The organism is Rhodobacter sp. P2_H5, assembly GCF_056403335.1.
Genome location: NZ_JBFUFS010000028.1, coordinates 1 through 18,605, shown reverse-complemented (window position 1 = coordinate 18,605; position 18,605 = coordinate 1). Strand labels below are relative to the sequence as shown.

At 66.7% G+C, this 18,605-nt stretch carries 14 protein-coding genes and 1 pseudogene; 7 read left to right on the top strand and 8 right to left on the bottom strand.

The window, feature by feature from the left end; translation table 11 throughout:
• Positions 1–19: 19 nt before the first annotated feature.
• Both queA and AC1DVR_RS21955 read right to left on the bottom strand, forming a co-directional pair.
• Positions 20–1,051 (bottom strand): tRNA preQ1(34) S-adenosylmethionine ribosyltransferase-isomerase QueA, encoded by a 1,032-nt coding sequence (gene queA / locus AC1DVR_RS21960; protein WP_478002756.1) that lies wholly within the window; start codon positions 1,049–1,051, stop codon positions 20–22.
• Positions 1,048–4,737 (bottom strand): AsmA-like C-terminal region-containing protein, encoded by a 3,690-nt coding sequence (locus AC1DVR_RS21955; protein WP_478002755.1) that lies wholly within the window; start codon positions 4,735–4,737, stop codon positions 1,048–1,050. Before AC1DVR_RS21955 ends, queA begins: the two co-directional genes overlap by 4 nt.
• Positions 4,738–5,013: 276 nt before the next feature.
• Here AC1DVR_RS21955 and AC1DVR_RS21950 point away from each other — a divergent pair, with 276 nt between their 5' ends.
• The 6 genes from AC1DVR_RS21950 (at position 5,014) to AC1DVR_RS21925 (ending at position 10,260) form a co-directional block, all read left to right on the top strand.
• Complete coding sequence (locus AC1DVR_RS21950; RefSeq protein ID WP_478002754.1) at positions 5,014–5,481, top strand: peroxiredoxin; 468 nt, start codon at positions 5,014–5,016, stop codon at positions 5,479–5,481.
• Between the two features lie 118 nt (positions 5,482–5,599).
• On the top strand, positions 5,600–6,439 hold the full coding sequence (locus tag AC1DVR_RS21945; protein ID WP_478002779.1) for a ferritin-like domain-containing protein: 840 nt from the start codon (positions 5,600–5,602) through the stop codon (positions 6,437–6,439).
• A 155-nt stretch (positions 6,440–6,594) separates the two neighbouring features.
• Positions 6,595–7,938, top strand: a complete 1,344-nt coding sequence (locus AC1DVR_RS21940) for a DUF5930 domain-containing protein (RefSeq protein WP_478002753.1) — start codon at positions 6,595–6,597, stop codon at positions 7,936–7,938.
• Positions 7,928–8,425, top strand: a complete 498-nt coding sequence (locus AC1DVR_RS21935; protein ID WP_478002752.1) for a bactofilin family protein — start codon at positions 7,928–7,930, stop codon at positions 8,423–8,425. Before AC1DVR_RS21940 ends, AC1DVR_RS21935 begins: the two co-directional genes overlap by 11 nt.
• A 61-nt stretch (positions 8,426–8,486) precedes the next feature.
• Positions 8,487–8,816 (top strand): TfoX/Sxy family protein, encoded by a 330-nt coding sequence (locus tag AC1DVR_RS21930; protein ID WP_478002751.1) that lies wholly within the window; start codon positions 8,487–8,489, stop codon positions 8,814–8,816.
• A 31-nt stretch (positions 8,817–8,847) separates the two neighbouring features.
• Positions 8,848–10,260 (top strand): DHA2 family efflux MFS transporter permease subunit, encoded by a 1,413-nt coding sequence (locus AC1DVR_RS21925; RefSeq protein WP_478002750.1) that lies wholly within the window; start codon positions 8,848–8,850, stop codon positions 10,258–10,260.
• Here AC1DVR_RS21925 and AC1DVR_RS21920 read toward each other — a convergent pair.
• From AC1DVR_RS21920 to AC1DVR_RS21900, 5 genes are all read right to left on the bottom strand, one after another.
• The gene (locus AC1DVR_RS21920) at positions 10,250–11,017 is read right to left on the bottom strand and encodes a DUF2189 domain-containing protein (protein ID WP_478002749.1); all 768 of its coding nucleotides are present in this window, start codon (positions 11,015–11,017) and stop codon (positions 10,250–10,252) included. The genes AC1DVR_RS21925 and AC1DVR_RS21920 overlap by 11 nt on opposite strands.
• 192 nt (positions 11,018–11,209) lie before the next feature.
• The gene (gene prfB / locus AC1DVR_RS21915) at positions 11,210–12,337 is read right to left on the bottom strand and encodes a peptide chain release factor 2 (protein ID WP_478002748.1); all 1,128 of its coding nucleotides are present in this window, start codon (positions 12,335–12,337) and stop codon (positions 11,210–11,212) included.
• 105 nt (positions 12,338–12,442) lie between these two features.
• Positions 12,443–14,992 carry a penicillin-binding protein 1A gene (locus AC1DVR_RS21910; protein WP_478002747.1) on the bottom strand — a complete coding sequence of 850 codons (2,550 nt, stop codon included), beginning with the start codon at positions 14,990–14,992 and terminating at the stop codon, positions 12,443–12,445.
• 112 nt (positions 14,993–15,104) lie between these two features.
• Positions 15,105–16,334, bottom strand: a complete 1,230-nt coding sequence (locus tag AC1DVR_RS21905; protein ID WP_478002746.1) for an N-acetylmuramoyl-L-alanine amidase — start codon at positions 16,332–16,334, stop codon at positions 15,105–15,107.
• A 58-nt stretch (positions 16,335–16,392) separates the two neighbouring features.
• Complete coding sequence (locus AC1DVR_RS21900) at positions 16,393–17,547, bottom strand: pyridoxal phosphate-dependent aminotransferase (RefSeq protein ID WP_478002745.1); 1,155 nt, start codon at positions 17,545–17,547, stop codon at positions 16,393–16,395.
• Positions 17,548–17,634: 87 nt separating this feature from the next.
• On the opposite strand from AC1DVR_RS21900, the gene AC1DVR_RS21895 reads away from it, so the two are divergent.
• On the top strand, positions 17,635–18,378 hold the full coding sequence (locus AC1DVR_RS21895) for a DsbA family protein (protein ID WP_478002744.1): 744 nt from the start codon (positions 17,635–17,637) through the stop codon (positions 18,376–18,378).
• 30 nt (positions 18,379–18,408) lie between these two features.
• On the opposite strand, the pseudogene AC1DVR_RS21890 reads toward AC1DVR_RS21895, so the two are convergent.
• Positions 18,409–18,605 (bottom strand): annotated as a pseudogene (locus tag AC1DVR_RS21890) (IS1595 family transposase); the annotation flags it as partial.

Here is an 18,605-nt window from a genome sequence, read left to right as displayed (position 1 = left end):
CTGCCCGCCATCGGCGGGATCAGGGCACCAGAAGCGACGAATCGCCATAGGAGAAGAAGCGGTAGCCCTCTGCCACCGCATGGGCATAGACCGCCCGCATCCGCTCGGCCCCCATCAGGGCGGAGACCAGCATCAGAAGCGTCGATTTGGGCAGGTGGAAGTTGGTCATCAGGGCATCGGTGACCCGGAACTTGAAGCCGGGGTAGATGAAGATGTCGGTCGGGCCGCGCCACGGCTCCACCCGCCCTGCGGCGGCGGCACTTTCGATCAGGCGCAACGCCGTGGTACCGACCGGAATCACACGCCCGCCCGCAGCCTTGGTGGCGTTGATTTCGGCGGCGGCTTCCGGCGTCACCTCGCCCCATTCGGCGTGCATCTTGTGGGTCGTCACATCCTCGACCTTGACCGGCAGGAAGGTGCCGGCGCCGACGTGGAGCGTCACTTCGGTAAACGCGACACCCTTGGCGGCCAGGGCCTCCAGCAGCCAGGGCTCGAAATGCAGGCTGGCGGTGGGGGCGGCCACGGCGCCCAGATGGCGGGCAAAGACGGTCTGGTAATCGGTCTGGTCCTGCGCATCCGCCGGACGCTTGGCCGCGATATAGGGCGGCAGGGGCATCTGCCCGGCCTCGGCCAGGGCGGCGTCGAAATCGGGGCCGGTCAGGTTGAAGCCAAGGACCATGTCGGTCTCGCCCTTGGTCATGACCTCGGCAGAAAGCACATCGGAAAAGCGGATCACTTCGCCGACCTGCACCTTGCGCAGGGGCTTGGCCAGGGCGCGCCAGCCCTTGGCCAAAGGCTCCAACAGGGTGACCTCGACCTTGGCCACCGCCTCGCCCCGCTGGCGGGTGCCGAAAAGGCGGGCGGGAATGACGCGGGTGTTGTTCAGGATCAGCCGGTCGCCGGGGCGGAACAGGTCGACGAGATCGCGCACATGCAGATCGCGCAGGGTCTCACCCTCGGCCAGCAACAGCCGGGCGGCGCTGCGCGGCCGGGCCGGGCGCGTCGCGATCAGCTCCTCGGGCAGGTCAAAGTCGAAATCGGACAGCTTCATCTGTCGCCTCCGTTCGGGGCGGCAGGCGCCGCGGTTTGCGTGCCCGGCGGCGGCGGCACCGGGGGCGTCAGTGTCGAGGCCGGCGCGCGGAACAGGTCGCGGAACATGCCCGGCGTCAGGATCGACAAGGGGTTGACCGAGACATCCGGCTTGTTGGCATCGCCGGTCAGCCGGTAGGCAAAGCCGAACAGACCTTCCCCCTTGCGGGTCAGGATCGCGCCGATCCCGTTGAGCATGTAGATCGGCGAAACCACGCCGCGCAGGTCCAGAAGCCCGCTGTCGGAATGGTAAAGCCCCTCGACCGACACCCCCATCGAGGCGCCGATGGCCGAACCTTTCTGGATGTCGATCGTATTGGGCGTGATCAGGAATTGCGCCTCGGCATGTTCAAAGACGATGCCGTCGCCCGCCAGCTGGTCCAGAAGCCCGATGACCGAGATCGCCGAGAGAAGATCCGCCATGACCGAGCCGTATTTGACCCGGAAGCGCCGTATCGTGGCCTGGCCGTCATATTCCCCGGTCTTGGGGCGCGGGATCAGCGTCATGTCGAGATCGCCGCCATGCGCCGAAGAGAACATCCCCGCCGCCTGCATGGCCAGCCCGGCATCGGCCGAGACGACCCGCACCGCCGTGCCATAGCGCATCGGCACGGCCGAGCCGGTGACCGGGGCGGCCCCGTTCACCATGCCGCCAAAACTGCCGTTGAAGCCGCCTTTCAGCGAGAAATCACCCGAAAAACCGGTCAGCCTTATGCCCTCGGTCACCCGCAGGGATTGCAGGTTGATCGACAGCGGGCTGCCCGAGGAGCTGCCGCCGCTCGACCGGTTCTGCGGGAACTTGCGCAGGTCGATGCTGCCCGAGGTCACCGCCAGCGCCACCGGGCTCGACGGCCCGCGCCCGGTGATCGATACCGCGCCATTCAGCCAGCCGCCCATCGTCACCTTGTCGAACTGCGCGACCTCCAGCCCGCCCTTGGCGTTCAGCGTCACCCTGCCCTGCGCCGACAGGCCGGGGCCGGTCAGGTCCAGCCGCGTGATCTGCGGCGGGCTGCCAAGGCGGACCTCGGTCTCCAGCCGGCCCGCGGCATCGGGGGCCTTGCGCCAGCCAAGGTCGGGAATGGCCAGCGTCATGCCCGCCAGATTGGAGGACAGCTTCAGCTGCCCCGGCACGCCCTTGGCCAGCTGAAGCGAGACATCGGCCTGCGCCTTCCCGCTGACCATGCCCGCCGGCAGACCAAGGCCGAACTCCTCCACCGCGTCCTGCGAGAGGGTGACTTGCCCGGTCATCCGGGCCGGCGGCACCGCCAGGCTCTCGGCCACCGCCGCAAGCTTGGGAACGCCAAGCGCCTGCGCCACCGCCGGGGTTCCGGCCTGGGCCTCGGGCAGCGGCCCCGGCAGGGGCAGCGCATCGGGCAGGATGGCGCTGGCTATCGCGCCCGGGTCGGGCTGCGCAGCCCTGACGCGCGGGCCCGGGGTGGTGGGTGGGGTGGCGGTTGCTGCTGGCGCCGGCAGCTGGTCCGGCTCACCCTCTTTGGGCGGCAACTGCTCCGGGAAATCCTGCTGCAGGGTCACGTCAAAGGGCACCTTGCCCAGAAGACCCTGTCCCGCAATGGTCAGACCCCTGGGGCTGGCCGCGACCCGCAAGAGGGGGGCGGTGACGACATGGCCCTTGACCACCTTGTCCGAGGTGAACTCTGCAACCTGCGCCGCGACCTTGAAGTCCACATCCCACGGCATGACCCGCGGGATCAGCGGCAAGGAGATCTGGGCGCTGACATCGGTCCGCCCCTGCCCCAGATCCACCGGCTGCGCCGCCTTTTGCAGGTAGAAGAACGGCGGCTGATCCAGCAGCGACAGCACCGCCGTCAGCGCCCCAGTCATGTGCAGATCAATATGCGCCAGCGCCGGAAGCGCCGTGATGTCGGGGACCGAGAACACCGTGCCCGAAACGTCGATCGGCCCGCCCTCGGGCGGGGTGACCGCGCCATGCGAAACGACCTGCGTGTAGGTCTTGCCCTGGATGGCGGCATAGCCATCGGCGCCCTTGACCGGCGGCATCTTGGCCATGAAGTTCAGATCGGCATCCTTGAAATCATAGGCAAGCTCGGTCCGCGGCTCGGTCCCCGGCGCGATGCGCAGGGCGGCATGCAGATCGGAGAGGTCGGCGTTGCGAATGTTGTTGGCCACCCAGGACCTTGTGCCCGGCACCAGTTGCAGCGGCCAGAGCGACAGAAGCCGGTCGCGCGAGATCTGGTTCAGCGTCAGGTCGATGGCGACGCGCCAGCCGCCCTCGTCCGCCGCGACCTTGCCCGAGGCCGCCAGATGCTCGGCCCCGTCGGTCAGCGAAACCTGGCCGATGTCGATGGCAAAGGGGTCGAGCCTGAGCCGCAGGTCGGCGGAACCCTGACTGAACTGCACCGGCGCCGCGAAAAGACCCGCCGGGTCGATCGACAGACCCGAGACCTGGATCTGGCCCAGAAAGGCCGCCGGACGCCGGCCCGACAAGGCGCCGGTGATGGTCTTGCCGTCGGCGTCCACCAGATAGGACTGGCCCTTGCTGGTCAGCCGCAGGGTGCGGCTTTGCACGGTAAGCTCGCTCAACACGATGCGGCCGGCGGCGGAATCATAGCCGAGGCTGAGGCTCGCCTTGTCAAAGGCGATGGGCGTGGTCTTGGCTGAGGGTTTCAGCGCCCCCGCCGCGATGTCGAGCCTGCCGTCCAGCGCCTCGATCCCCTTGGTGTCGATCGTGGCCGCGATCCGCCCCGAGATCGGCGCGTCCAGCACGCCAAGCCAGCCCAGAAGCGGGGTCTGCGCCGCAAGGTCCACCGCGGCGACCCGGTCGACCTGGGCCGAGATCCGCGCCGAGCCGGCCCCGGCCTCGGACCCCTTGGCCGCCACGGCGGTGAAGACCGCATGGGCCGGCGCGCTGCCGCCCGCGACCAAGGACATGCTGAGCTGCGCCGCCAGTTCCGCCGGGCGGTTTTCGATGGAGAGATGGCCGTCGCCGACCTCCCAGGTCTTGCCGGCGCGCTGGTCGGTGAGCGACAGCGACAGCGCCTCGACCTCGACCGTGCGCAGATGGGTCAGGGCCGGCAGGGCAAAGGCGCGGTCGAAGGTGGCGAACAGGGCGGCAAGCGTGTCGATCCTTGGCCCCTGACCGCCGCCGAGCGCGATGTCGAAATGCCCGTCGCGGTCGCGGCGCACCGCGATGCGGGCGCCGACGATGCGCAGGCTCTGGGCGCGGACCTTGCCCTGGACCAACCCGCTGGGGTCGAGGCTCAGATAGGTCTCGGGCAGGGCCAGCAGGGTCTGGCCGCCGGGCTGCAACAGGCGCAGATCATCGAGCAGGAAGCGCGGCACCCAGTCGTCGCCCAGCGTCATCTCGATCCCGCCGACCGACAGCGCGCCATCGGGCAAGGCCCCGGCCAGCGCGCGGTTCAGCCGGGATTCGACCTCGGCCACGACCCAGACCGGCATCTTGACCGGCTTGCCGACATATTCCAGCGCCAGCGCCGCCAGCGCGAAGAGGAAGATCAGAAGGAAAAGCCGCCCGCCGAGGCCCGCCCGCCGCCGCCTTGCGCTGCGAACGGGCTTGCGGGTCGCGGGCCCGGCTGCGGCGGGATGCCCGGATGCGGCAGGCTCTTGCGTCGCGGCCCCGGCCGGCAGGCGGTCTTCGGCGCGCAGCACTAGCGCTTCCTGCGCCGGGTGGCCCGCGCCCGCAGGCCGTGCGAAGGCAGACTTGGAGCGATCGTCTCCCCTCCCGCCCTGCCCTGCCCCTGCCATGCCTGCCTCTTGCCTGTTGCGGCCCCGCGCGGGGCCCTCTTGCCGGATGACTGCGCAACACCCCTGCCTGATGGCCGGGAGGTTGCGCAAGATCCGGGTCTTGTCAGCCGTTGCCTTTATCTTTGCCGGAAGGCAACTAGATCGCCAAGGACCGGTCGATCAAAAGGCAAGGAGCCGCCCATGAAACCCGACGTTGCCGAGGGCCAGATGGCCCCCGAATTCACCCTGAGCCGCGAGGACGGCAGTTCCGTCACCCTCTCCGCCCTGCGCCCCCAGCGCGTGGTGCTTTTCGCCTATGGCGCGGACGGAACCCCGACCTGCACCAATGAAGTGATGGATTTCAACGGCTTGGCGCCCGAATTTGCCGCAGAGGGTGTGGTGGTTCTGGGCCTGAGCAAGGATTCGGTCGCCAAACACGCCAAATTCGCCGCCAAGATGGGGCTGACCTTTCCGCTTTTGTCGGACAAGGACGGCACGATGATGGAGGACTGGGACTCCTTTGGCGAAAAGCTGTTCTTCGGCAAGCTGGTGCAGGGAGTTCTGCGCAAGACCTTCCTGATCGACGCCGAAGGCCGGATCGCGAAGATCTGGAAGGTCGACAAGGTCAAGGGCCATGCCGCCGAGGTTCTGGCCTTCGTGAAGGGTTGAGCCAGTCCTGCACGTTCGGAGGCGGGGGGTTTCACACCCCCCGCACCCCCCGTGGGATATTTATGGACCAATGAAGGAGAAAAGGGTGGCAGAGGTGGGTGAGCGGACTTTGGCGGCGATGGCGGTCGAGGTTTTGACCACCGCAGACGGGCGCGCCAAGGCGGCGCTCGGGCGGGCCCATGCGGCGCGCTGGTTTGCGGCGCGGGCGGCGGGGGCGCCCTTGGCCATCGGGCGGGCGGCGCCGCCGATGCAGCCGGCGCGGCCTGCGAGACCCGAGCTTCTGTCGCCCCGCGATGTGCCGCGGCGCCGGCCGGGGAGCCCCGCGGGGCGGATCGCCATGCTGCATTCGCTGGCCCATATCGAGCTCAACGCCGTGGACCTGCACTGGGACATGATCGCCCGCTTTGGCCATCTGCCGATGCCGCTCGGCTTTTACGACGACTGGGTGAAGGCCGCCGATGACGAGGCCAAGCATTTCAACCTGATCTGCGATTGTCTGGAAGCTTTGGGAAGCCACTACGGCGCCCTGCCCGCCCATACCGGGATGTGGCGCGCCGCCGAGGACACCGCGGAGGATTTCATGGGTCGCCTCGCCGTGGTCCCCATGGTGCTGGAGGCGCGCGGTCTGGATGTCTCGCCCGGGATGATCGCGCTCTTCGCCAAGGCGAGCGAGGCGCAGGCCCTCGCAGCGCTGGAGGTGATCTATGCCGAGGAGGTCGCCCATGTCGCCTATGGCTCGAAATGGTTCAACTGGATGTGCGGCCGCGACGGGTTGGACCCGAAGGAGGCCTTCCACGACCTGGTGCGCCGCTATTTCCACGGCCTCTTGAAGCCGCCCTTCAACGAGGAGAAACGCGCCGAAGCCGGGATTCCGCCCGACTTCTACTGGCCGCTCACCGAAGATCTGCCAGAGGATCTGCCAGAGGACCCGGAGGGCGCCGCTGATCCGGCCCAGTGATTACGGCGGAAACCCGCAAAGCGCCGGGCGCTTTGCGGCAAAGAGATTGCGAGGAGCCCGGGCGCTGGCTAATCCACTGCGACACCCGTTCCGAGCGCTGGCTCCAGGCCTGCGTTCAGGACGGGTCTCCTGCCATTATCCAGAACGGACCGCATGTGCTGACCCGGCTCTCATACCGCATCAACCTCTGGCTGGAACCCTGGTTCCCGGAACAGCGGCTTTTTCTGAAATCCGACGCCACGACGCGCTTTGTCCGGCTGCGCCCGATGACGCAGGCGATCAGTGCGGCGGTGGGGGTCGTGGCCCTGGGCTGGATGCTGCTGGCCACGACGATTCTGCTGATGGATTTCCTCAGCGCCGGATCGACGCGCGATCAGGTGCAGCGCCAGACCGCCCTGTTCGAGCAGCGCCTGAACAGCCTGTCCGATGACCGCGACCTGCGGGTCTCGGAAGCGGCGGGCGCGCAACAGCGCTTCAACGTGGCGCTATCGGAAGTCTCGGCGATGCAGGAACGTCTGCTTGGCTCGGAAACACGCTTGCGTGAGCTTGAGACCGGGATCGACGTGATCCAGAACACCCTGCGCCGCACGATCCGCGAAAGGGACGAGGCGCGCAGCGAGGCGCGGCAGGCCAAGGTCGCGCTCGACCAGCAGGCCGGCGATGCGGCGCATACCGATCTCGGCCAGGCGCAGGATATCGCGACGACGCTCGACATCATGTCCTCCGCCCTGACCGATACCGCCCGTGACCGCGATGCCGAGGCCGCCGATGTGCTGGCCGAACAGGCCCGCACCGCCGCCGTGGCCAAGCAGAAATCCCAGCTCGAGGCGCGCAACGCCGTGATCTTCGGCAAGCTGGAAGAGGCGCTGACCGTCTCGGTCGAGCCTTTGGACAAGATGTTCAAGGCGGCGGGGCTGAACCCGGACGATCTGATTTCCTCGGTGAAATCAGGCTATTCCGGCCAGGGCGGCCCGCTGTCCCCGATCTCGCTGTCGACGATGGGGCTGTCAGGCAGCCCGGATGAGACGCGGGCCAATGCGATCCTGGAAGGGCTGGACACGCTCAACATGTACCGGATCGCGGCCTTCCGGGTGCCCCTGGGGATGCCGGTCCACAACTCCGTCCGCTTCACCTCGGGCTTTGGCGGGCGCAACGATCCGATCAACGGCTCGGCCCGGATGCACGAGGGCCAGGATCTCGCGGGCGACTATGGCACGCCGATCTATGCCACCGCCGATGGCACCGTCACCTATGCCGGCTGGGAGAACGGCTATGGCCGCCTGATCAAGATCCAGCACGCCTTCGGCATCGAGACCCGCTACGGCCACTTGTCGCAGATCGGCGTGAATGTCGGTCAAAAGGTATCGCGTGGCGAAAAGATCGGTGATATGGGCAACTCAGGCCGGTCCACCGGCACTCACCTTCACTACGAGGTCCGTCTTAGCGGCACCGCCGTAAATCCGATGACCTTCATAAGGGCAGCGAAAGATGTTTTCTAAGAGCCGCATCAACGAACCCGGTCCCAAGGCTGGCGAGAGCGACAAACCCAAGGCCCCGGAGGCCCCTGTGACAAAACCGACGATGGAATACGCACCTTCCGCGCCCAAGGGCAAATCTGGCCCCTCGATTCTTTCCGCCGATCTGACGGTGGTGGGCAACCTCAAGACCTCGGGCGATATCCAGGTCGAGGGCACGGTCGAGGGCGATATCCGCGCCCATCTGCTGACGGTCGGCGAAAGCGCCACGATCCGCGGTGAGATCGTGGCTGACGACATCGTGGTCAATGGCCGCGTCATCGGCCGGGTGCGCGGCCTGAAGGTCCGCCTGACCTCTTCCGCCCGGGTCGAGGGCGACATCATCCACAAGACCATCGCCATCGAATCGGGTGCCCATTTCGAAGGTTCGGTCCAGCGCCAGGAAGACCCCCTGGCCACCGGCCGCACCGCCCTGCCGCCGCCCCTGTCGAGCGGCTCCGAAGGCGTCTGAGCGTCTTCACTCTGAAACGACGGGCACCCTCGGGTGCCCGTTCGCATTTGGGGAGTGTGCCATGCTGTTGAACACCCTGACCGACCTGCTGGCGCCCCTCGGGGTCGAGCCGCGGCGCATGTTCGGCGGCACCTGCTTCATGCTGAATGGCAATCTTCTGATCGGCACCCACCGCGCCACCGGCCTGATCGTCCGCGTCGGGCCCGATGCCATGCCGCAGGCCCTGGCGATGGGCGCCACCCAGATGGTCATGGGCGCCCGCCCGATGAAGGGCTGGGTCCTGACCGAGAACACCCCCCCGGCCGACCTGCCCGCCTGGATCGACCTTGCGCTGGCCTTCAATCGCAGCCTGCCGCCTGAAGCCGCCAAAAAGAGGTCGCGGAACGCCTAGACCGCGTGGCCCCCTTGGCGGAGGGTGAGCCATGACCCTTCCCATCGCACGCAGCAAACCCGGCTTTCTACTGGCCGCCGCCGTCCTCGCCTCGGCCATGGGCTATATCGATTCGTCGGTCACGGCGATTGCCCTGCCGGCGATCCGGGCCAGCCTCGGCGGCTCGCTTGCCGCGGCGCAATGGGTGCAGGGCGGCTATCTGCTGGCGCTCTCCTCGCTCATCCTGGTCGGCGGCGCGATGGCCGACCGCTTCGGCGTGGTGCGGGTGTTTCAGGGCGGGATTCTGGCCTTTGTGGCAAGCTCGCTCCTCTGTGCGATGGCCCCCTCGATGGAGCTGATGATCGCCGCCCGCGCCCTGCAGGGCATCGGGGCGGCCTTCATGGTGCCCGGCTCGATGACGCTGGTCTCGCGCGCCTATCCGCGAGAGGACAGGGGCCGGGCGCTCGGGCTCTGGGCCGCGGCCTCCACCGCCACCACGGCGGGCGGGCCGATCCTCGGCGGGCTGGTCCTGACCCTGGCGGGGGGCGAATCGTGGCGGGCGATCTTCGCCCTGAACCTGCCGCTCGGGGTCGCGGCACTCTGGCTTCTGGCGCGCCACGCGCGGCCGGATGAGGGGCGCCCGGGCACCAAGGTGGACATCTGGGGCGCGGCGCTGGCCACGCTCTGCCTCGGCGCCCTTTCCGCCGCGCTGACCGAGGGCGCCGCCCTCGCCCTGCCCGCCACCCTGATCGGCGCGCTGGCAGCGGTGGCCTTTCTCTGGGTCGAGCGTCGCAGCTCCGCCCCGATGATCCGCCTGAGCCTCTTTCGCAACCGCAGCTTCGCCGCCGCCAACCTCGCCACGCTGCTCTTGTACCTTGGCCTGAACGGGGTGAACTTCTACCTGCCGATGACGGCGATTTCGGCCTGGGGGATCACCCCCCTGGGCGTGACGGCGGCCTTTCTGCCGGTGTCTTTGTGCGTCGCCCTGTTCTCCGCCCGCGCCGGGCGGCTGGCGGACCGGATCGGCCCGGGCTGGCCGATGACGATCGGCTGCCTGATGGTGGCGCTGGCCTATGCGCTGATGGCGCATTTCGCGCCCGAGGGCAATTTCTGGCGCGACATCGTACCCTTCAGCCTGATCAGCGGGCTGGGGATTGCCCTTCTGGTCGCACCCCTGACCGCCGCCGTCATGTCCCACGCGCCCGAGACCGAACAGGGCACCGCCTCCGGCATCAACAACGCCACCGCCCGCGCCGGAGGGCTGATCGCCGTGGCGCTGATGGGGCGGATCGCCGCCCTGTCCTATGGGCCGATCTCGTCCGAGATGCCGGGCTTTGCCCTGCCCGGCGGCACGGCGCTGCATCACGCGGCCACCGGGGCCAGCTTTTCCCATGTGGCGCTGGCCTGTTCCGGCATGGCGCTGGCGGCAGCAGCGGTTTCGGCCTTCGGTCTTCTCAGGCGATAAGCCGGCGGTACAGATGCCAGGAGGCGTGGCCGAACACCGGCAGCACCAGGAACAGGCCCAGAAACCCCGGCAGCATCGCCGCAAACAGCGCCACCGCAATCAGGGCGCCCCAGGCCAGCATGACCAGCGGGCTTGCCGCGACCGTCCGCACCGAGGTGATCATCGCGGTGACGAAATCCACCTCACGGTCCAGAAGCAAGGGCAGGCTCACGACCGAGATTGCGAACAGCAGGACCGAGAACCCCGCCCCGATGGCGGTTCCGACCGTCAGCATCGCCATCCCCGCCGGGGTGGTGAAAATGGCGAGCGAGCTTGTCACGTCGGTCATCGTCGCCGTGCCAAGGAACAGCGCAAAGATCATGTGGCTGAGGAAATTCCAGAACAGGAAGAAGATCACGATCACCGCCGCCATCGAGGGGATCTGCCGGTCCTTCTGGCGCAGGATCACGCCAAAGATTGCACCGGGGCTAAGCGCCTCGCCCGCTTCGATCCGGCGCGAGACCTCGTAAAGCCCGCAGGCGACAAAGGGCCCGAGGATCGGAAACCCCGCCGAGGCCGGGATCGTCCACCACAGCTGCCCCTTCACCGTCAAGGCGCCCCAGATCAGCCACCCGCCCAGCACATAGACCGCCGCGAAAGCCAGCCCATAACCGGGGGCCTTCCGGAAATCGCTCATCCCGCCCCGCAAGGCCGCGCGCAGATCGGACAGATCCGCCTCAAGCACGATCACCGGGGCCGCCGCCACCATATCCACCATCCTCCCGGGCCTCCCAACCCCGAACCGCACCGGTCAGCGCGGCAGGTCGATCATCGGCAAAGGCAGCGCGGTCGGCAATAGGCTTCGCAGCCCCGGGTAGGAGTTAACAAAACCCTAAGAAATTTCGGGAAACCGTTAGATTTCAGTGCCTTGTCAAGAATTGCACGCGTGCAATCCCCGGCATTTCACACCTCACCCCTCGGCATTGGCATCGGCCCGGCTCTTGCCCGACACGTCCATCGCCAAAGTGGCCGCCATGAAGCGGTCGAGGTCACCATCCAGAACGCCCTGGGTGTCCGAGGTCTCGACCCCGGTCCGCAGGTCCTTCACCATCTGATAGGGCTGCAAGACATAGGACCGGATCTGGTTACCCCACCCCGCCTCGCCCTTCGATTCATGCGCTTCCAGAATCGCCGCGTTCCGCTTGTCCAGCTCCTGCTGGTACAGCCGCGACTTCAGCGCCTGCATCGCGATATCCCGGTTCTGGTGCTGCGATTTGAGCGAGGAGGTCACCACGATGCCCGAGGGGAAGTGGGTGATCCGCACCGCCGAGTCGGTCTTGTTGACGTGCTGGCCGCCGGCCCCGGAGGAGCGGTAGGTGTCGATGCGGATATCCTTGTCCTGCACCTCGATCTCGATGTTCTCATCAACCACCGGATAGACCCAGACCGAGCTGAACGAGGTATGCCGCCGCGCCGCCGAATCGTAGGGGCTGATCCGCACCAGACGGTGAACCCCGGCTTCGGACTTCAGCCAGCCATAGGCATTCTTGCCGCTGATCTTGTAGCTGACCGAGCGGATGCCGGCTTCTTCGCCCGGGGTTTCGGACTGCATCTCGACCGTGTAGCCCTTCTTCTCCGCCCAGCGCACATACATCCGCGCCAGCATCGAGGCCCAGTCGCAGCTTTCGGTGCCACCGGCCCCGGCGTTGATTTCGAGGAACGTGTCATTGCCATCGGCCTCGCCATCCAGCAAAGCCTCCAGCTCCTTCTGGGCGGACAGGGCGACCAGATCCTTCAAGGCGGCCTCCGCCTCGGTGACGATCTCGACATCGCCCTCCATCTCACCCAGTTCGATCAGCTCGACATTGTCGCGCAAGCCGTTGGTGATGAGGTCAAAGGTCGATTGCGCGTCGATCAGGGCCTGACGCTCGCGCATCAGCTTTTGCGCCTTGCCGGGGTCGTTCCACAGATCCGGCGCCTCGATCATCGCGTTGAATTCTTCCAAGCGGTGCGGGGCGGTTTCCACATCCATCCGCTGGCCCAAGAGCGTCAGCGACTTCTTGATCGCTTCAACATGGTTCTGGGTTTCGGCGCGCATGGAGGATTTCCCTTATCAGATGGGGCTCTTCAGCCTGAGGGCGGGATTTAGCGACAGACGGCGGGCGGGACAAGGTAGGATGGGCAATTTGCCCATCTTCCAAGGTCAATAAAGCCCACCGGAGCTGACACTGCCGAAGGTCGCCTTCTTCTGGACCGTCGTCGTCTCGCCCTTGCCGTTGGTGACGGTGGTGGCGGTCGAATCCGTCTGGTCCGTCTCGCCCTCGGCAAACAGCGGCAGATCCTGCCCCATGCCGAAACCGCCATCGACCAGCGCGCCCATGCCGAAGACCGGCTCTTCGCCATCGCGGAAGTATTCGGCCTGCACATTCGGCCCCGAGGCGCCATCGGGAAGCTGCGCGCCCGAGTAGCGGTCGATGTTCAGGAAATGGCCGCCCGGCGGCACTTTGAACGCGGTGCCGCCAAAGCGTTTGACCGCCTCCTGCATGAATGCCTGGAAGATCGGCACACAGAGCGTGCCGCCAAAGGCGCGCGGCCCCATGGTGCGCGGGTTGTCAAAGCCCATGTAGCAGCCCGCCACCACGTTCGAGGTGAAGCCGATGAACCAGACATCCTTGGCATCGTTCGTCGTGCCGGTCTTGCCCGCCACCGGCACCGGCAGCTTGACCCCGGTCGCCGTGCCACGCTGGATCACGCCCTGCATCATCGAGGTCAGCTGATAGGCGGTGATCGCATTCATCACCCGCTCGCGGTTGCTGGTGATGTCCAGCCCCATGCCCGAGGGCAGGTTGTCATCGCTGCAATCGGTGCAGGTGCGGGCATCGTGGCGGTAGATCGTCTTGCCGTAGCGGTCCTGCACCCGGTCGACCAGCGTCGGTTCCACCCGCTCGCCACCATTGGCGAACATCGCGTAGGCGGCGGTCATCTTGAAGAGCGTGGTCTCCTGAGAGCCCAAGGCATTGGCGAGCAAGGGTTGCAGGTGGTCATAGGCGCCAAAGCGTTCGGCATAGCCCGCGACCGTGTCCATCCCGATATCCTGCGCGATCCGCACCGTCATCAGGTTGCGGCTCTGCTCGATCCCGGTGCGCAGGGGCGTCGGGCCATAGAACTTGTCGTGGCTGTTCTTCGGCGTCCAGAGGCCCTGCGGCGTGTCCACCGTGATCGGCGCGTCAACCACCATCGTCGCCGGGGTGAAGCCGGAATCGAGCGCTGCGGCATAGACGAAGGGCTTGAAGCTTGACCCCGGCTGACGCGCGGCCTGCGTTGCCCGGTTGAAGACCGAATCCTCGTAAGAGAAGCCGCCCTGCATCGCCATCACGCGGCCGGTGTTCACGTCCATCGCCATGAAACCGCCCTGCACCTCGGGCACCTGACGCAGGGACCAGCGGTCAAAGCTGCCATCCTTGGCGGTGACCTTGCGCGTCATCACCACATCGCCGACCGAGACGAGATCGCCCGGCACCTTGGCCTTGGGGGCAAGCGAGCCGCCAGCCAGACGCTTGCGCGCCCAGGTCACGTCCTTGGCCGGGACCTCGCCCAAGGCATCCTCGCCCTCGATGCCGAGCGTGGCGGTCTTGTCGCCAACCTCCAGCACCACGGCGGCATGCCAGCCTTCAACATCGCGCGGCAACCCGCCCACGGCGGCCAGGGCGCTGCGCCAGGTGTCGGGGGTCAGGCTCTCGGGCGGCAGGACCTTGCCGGTGCCACGCCAGACGCCCTGATCGCGGTCATATTTCTCCAACCCGTCGCGCAGGGCCTTGGCGGCCAGCTTCTGCATGTCGGGGTCTTCGGTGGCGCGGATCGAGAGACCGCCCGAAAAGAACTCGTCCTCGCCGAAGGTGCCCGAAAGCTGGCGGCGGATCTCGTCGGTGAAATAGTCGCGCGGCGGCAGGACATCGCGGTAGGCCGGGATCTCGCCACCCTGCACGGTGCGCAGGGGTTCGGCCTTGGCCGCCTCGCCGGTGGCCTGATCGAGATAGCCGTTCTGCTCCATCTCGTTCAGCACATAATTCCGCCGGGCGACCAGCTTGTCATGGTCGCGCACCGGGTGGAATTTGCTCGGCTCTTTCGGCATGGCGCCCAGGGTCGCCGCCTCTGCCGGGGTCAGCTCGTTCAGCGTCTTGTTGAAATAGGTCTGCGCCGCCGCCGCCACCCCATAGGAGTTCTGGCCAAGGAAGATCTCGTTCAGATAAAGCTCGAGGATCCGATCCTTCGACAGGGTCTGCTCCAACCGCGTCGCGAGGATAATCTCCTTGATCTTGCGCGCGATGGTCTTGTCGCCCGACAGAAGGAAGTTCTTGGTCACCTGCTGCGTGATCGTCGAGGCGCCGCGCGCGTTCTGCCCGCGCGAGCGGATCGCTTCCCAGCCGGCGGCGAGCATGCCCTGCACGTCATAGCCGGCATGGGTGTAGAAATGCTTGTCCTCGGCCGAGATGAAGGCTTCCTTCACAAGATCGGGAATATCGCTGATCGGGACGAACAACCGGCGCTCGGTCGCAAATTCGTCCATCAGCTGGCCTTCGGCGGAATAAATCCGGCTGATCGTCGGCGGCGCATATTGCGCGAGGCTCTCGTGGCTCGGCAAGTCACGGGAATACATGTAGAAAATCCCGCCGACCGTCAGGGCCGCGAACAACAGACCCAGCGTGACCATCGAAAAGATGGCCCCGAAGAATGACACGATAAACCGAAGCACGCGAAATGCCCTCTCATAGCTGGCAGTCCCTATATAGGCACAGCGCCGGCAAGGTCAAAAGAATGCCAAGGCCCGGCGCAAGATGCCGGAACAAAGCCGCCGATAGGCCCGGTTAGGGGCCCGTCTTTGCTGCCGCAGCGTCCGCCACGGCCCAGGCCTTCAACCCGTCGCGGATCGCCCGCGCCATGGTCTGGCGCCATTGCGGGTCCAAGAGATGCTCCAGATCGCTTTCCGAGGACAGGAACCCGACCTCCAGCAGGACCGAGGGGATATCGGCCGATTTCAGCACCGCGAACGAGGCCTCCTGGTGCGGATGGCGGTGCATGCGGATCTTGTCGGCGGTGATCGAGGCCACCAGCGCATCGGCAAGCTTTTCCGTCCGGGGCTGGGTCTCGGCCCTTGCCATGTCCATCAGCACCGTCGCCACCACGTCATCCTGCTGGGACAGGTCGATCCCGGCCAGAAGGTCATCGCGGTTGTGCCGCTCGGCCAAGGTGGCCGAGGCCTTGTCGGTGGCCTCGTCCGCCAGAGTGTAAACCGTGGCCCCCACCGCCTCGCCCTCGGCCAGGGCATCGGCGTGGAGCGCCAGAAAGACCTGCGCCCCGGCCATATGCGCGATCGAGATGCGCTGTTCGAGGGGCACGAAGGAGTCGTCCTCCCGCGTCAGGATCACCTTGAAGCCGCCGTCGCGCAGCAGCACTTCCTTCAACTCGCGGGCAAAGACCATCATCAGCTTGGCCTCGGTCTGGCCATCGCGCTCGGCCCCGGGGTCGATGCCGCCATGGCCGGGGTCCAGAACCACGATCAAGGGCCCCGTGCCGCGCTTGGGCACCGGCACCAGGGGCGCCGGCTTGGGCAGCGCCCAACCTTCAGGTTCCGGCTCCGCCGCCTTGACCGCAAAGGCGGCTTCCGTGGCAGGCGCCAGCACCACATGCACCGAGGTCGCATCCTTGGTGACCATCCCCGCCTCGGCCACCAGCATCGGGCGCTTGAGGTCCAGCACCAGACGCGACCAACCGGGCCGGAACACCCCGGCGCGCAAGCCGCCGACCAGCGCCGACTTCTGCCGCATCGTTTCCAGCCCCGACCAGTCGACCTCGCGGAAGTCCATGACCAGTCGCGGCGGCGCGTCCAGCACCCGCACCCGCCAGGGCACCGGCTGGCTCAGGCCCAGGACCAGATCCACCCTGCCCGAGGCATCGGCCAGATGGCTCGCCTTGGGATCCAGCCGCGCCAGCGCCGACAATGGCTGCGCCTGCCCTGCCGTGGCGACACCGCCCGCGATCAAGCCCACCAGCAGCGCGAGCACCCGAACCCAAAACCGCACCCCATACCCTTTCATCCAGACCGAAATATCCCACGGGGGTCCGGGGGTGTGAAACCCCCGGCCTCCGCCAAGCTCACCGCCGCTGCGCCATATAGGCCTGCAGGCGTTTCAACCCCTCAACGATATCCGCCGTGGCCCGCGCATAGGAAAACCGCAAGGTCTGCCCGCCGCGCAGCGGGTCAAAATCGAGGCCCGGGGTCACCGCCACCCCGGCCTCGCGCAGCAATTCTGCCGAAAAGGCCAGCGAATCCTGGGTATGCGCGCTCACATCGGCATAGATGTAGAAGGCCCCGTCCGGCGGCGCAAAGCTGGTGAAGCCTGCCTTGGGCAGGCCTTCCAGCATCAGGCGGCGGTTCTCGGCATAGGTGGCGCGGTTGGCTTCCATCTCGTCGGTACAGTCCAGCGCCGCCAAGGCCGCCACCTGCGCCACATGCGGCGCGCAGATGAAGAGGTTCTGCGCCAGCCGCTCGACGGTGCGGATATGATCCTCCGGCACCACCATCCAGCCGATCCGCCAGCCGGTCATCGCGAAGTATTTCGAGAAGGAGTTGATCACATAGGCCTCGTCGCTGATCTCCAGCGCCGAAACCGCCCGGCCACCGTAATGCAGCCCATGGTAGATCTCGTCCGAGACAAAGCTGATGCCCCGTGCGGCACAAACCTGCATCAAAGCCGCAAGCGCYGGCTTGTCGAGCATGGTGCCCGAAGGATTGCCCGGCGAGGCCATGATCAGGCCCTGGATATCCAGCCCCTCCAGATCGGCGGGCACCGGCTGCAGCCGGTTCTCGATCCGCGCGGGGATGCCCACCGGCACCAGGTCCAGCGCCCGCAGGATCTGACGGTAGGACGGATACCCCGGCTCACCCAGCCCCACCCGGTCGCCGCCATCGAAAAGCGCTGTGAAAGCCAGAAGGAAGGCGCCCGACGACCCCGAGGTCACCACAACCCGCGCCGGGTCGAGATCCACGCCATACCAGCGCTGGTAAAGCTGCGCGATCCCGGCGCGCAGCTCGGGGAGGCCGAGGGCGACGGTATAGCCGAGGCTTTGGGTTTCAGCTTGCGCAAGGGCACGGGCGACAGCTTCATTGGCGCCCAGGGGGGCGCCGGTGCCGGGCTGGCCGACCTCCATATGGATGATGTGGCGGCCCGCCGCCTCGGCCTTGCGGGCCGCCTCGACCACATCCATCACAATGAAGGCATCCACCTGCCCGCGTCTTGATCTCTTCATCCACCTGCCCCATTCTGACGCCCCATGTTCCCGCGCGGGAGGCTGGCGTCAAGCAGCCTTCCGGTCCGCGCCCTTCAAAGGTCCGTCATGCGCCGTATTGCCCTTGCCCTTTGCCTGTCGCTTGCCGCTCTGCCCGCCCTGGCCGGCGGCCTCGGCGAGATGACCCCAGCCGAACGCGACGCCTTCCGGGCCGAGGTGCGCCAGTACCTGATCGACAATCCCGAAGTGATCATGGAGGCGATGCAGGTCCTGCAAACCAAGCAGGACCAGGCCGCAGCCCAGGCCGATGCCCAGATGCTCGCCGCCAATTCAGACGCGATCTTCAAGGACACGGCCAGCTGGGTCGGCGGCAATCCGGATGGCAACATCACGGTGGTCGAGTTCATGGACTACCGCTGCACCTATTGCCGCAAGGCCTATTCCGAGGTCGAGGATCTGGTGAAGAACGACGGCAATATCCGCTTTGTCGTCAAGGAATTCCCGATCCTGGGCGAGGATTCGCTAACCTCCTCCAAATTCGCCATCGCGGTGAAACTGCTGCATGGCGATCAGGCCTACAAATCGGTGCATGACGCGCTGATCAGCCTGCGCGGGACGCCGGATGCCGAGACGCTGGGGCGGCTGGCCAAGACGCTCGGCTATGACTCGGCCCCCATTCTGGCCAAGATGGACAGTGCGGATGTGATGGATGTGATCAAGGCCAACCACGCCCTGGCGCAAACCCTCAACATCACCGGGACACCGACCTTCGTGATCGACACCAAGATGCTGCGCGGCTACGTGCCGGAAGCGGGGATGAAAGAGATCGTCGATCAGGAACGCGCAGGCTGAGGCGCACGAATTTTCTGCGAAGGGTCTTGACTAGGAGAGCGGGTTTTCGCGGCAGATTTTGAGCAGGATCCTAGTCAGGTTCTTGCCGCGATTGTTGTATCTGAACTCGCATTCCTTGAGGTGCAAGGGGAAGGTTTTGGGGCTTAGGCCGCGGAAGCGGGCGAGGCGGGTTTTGGCGTAGCCCCAGAAGGCCTCGATGCCGTTGATATGGACCTCGCCACGGGCGA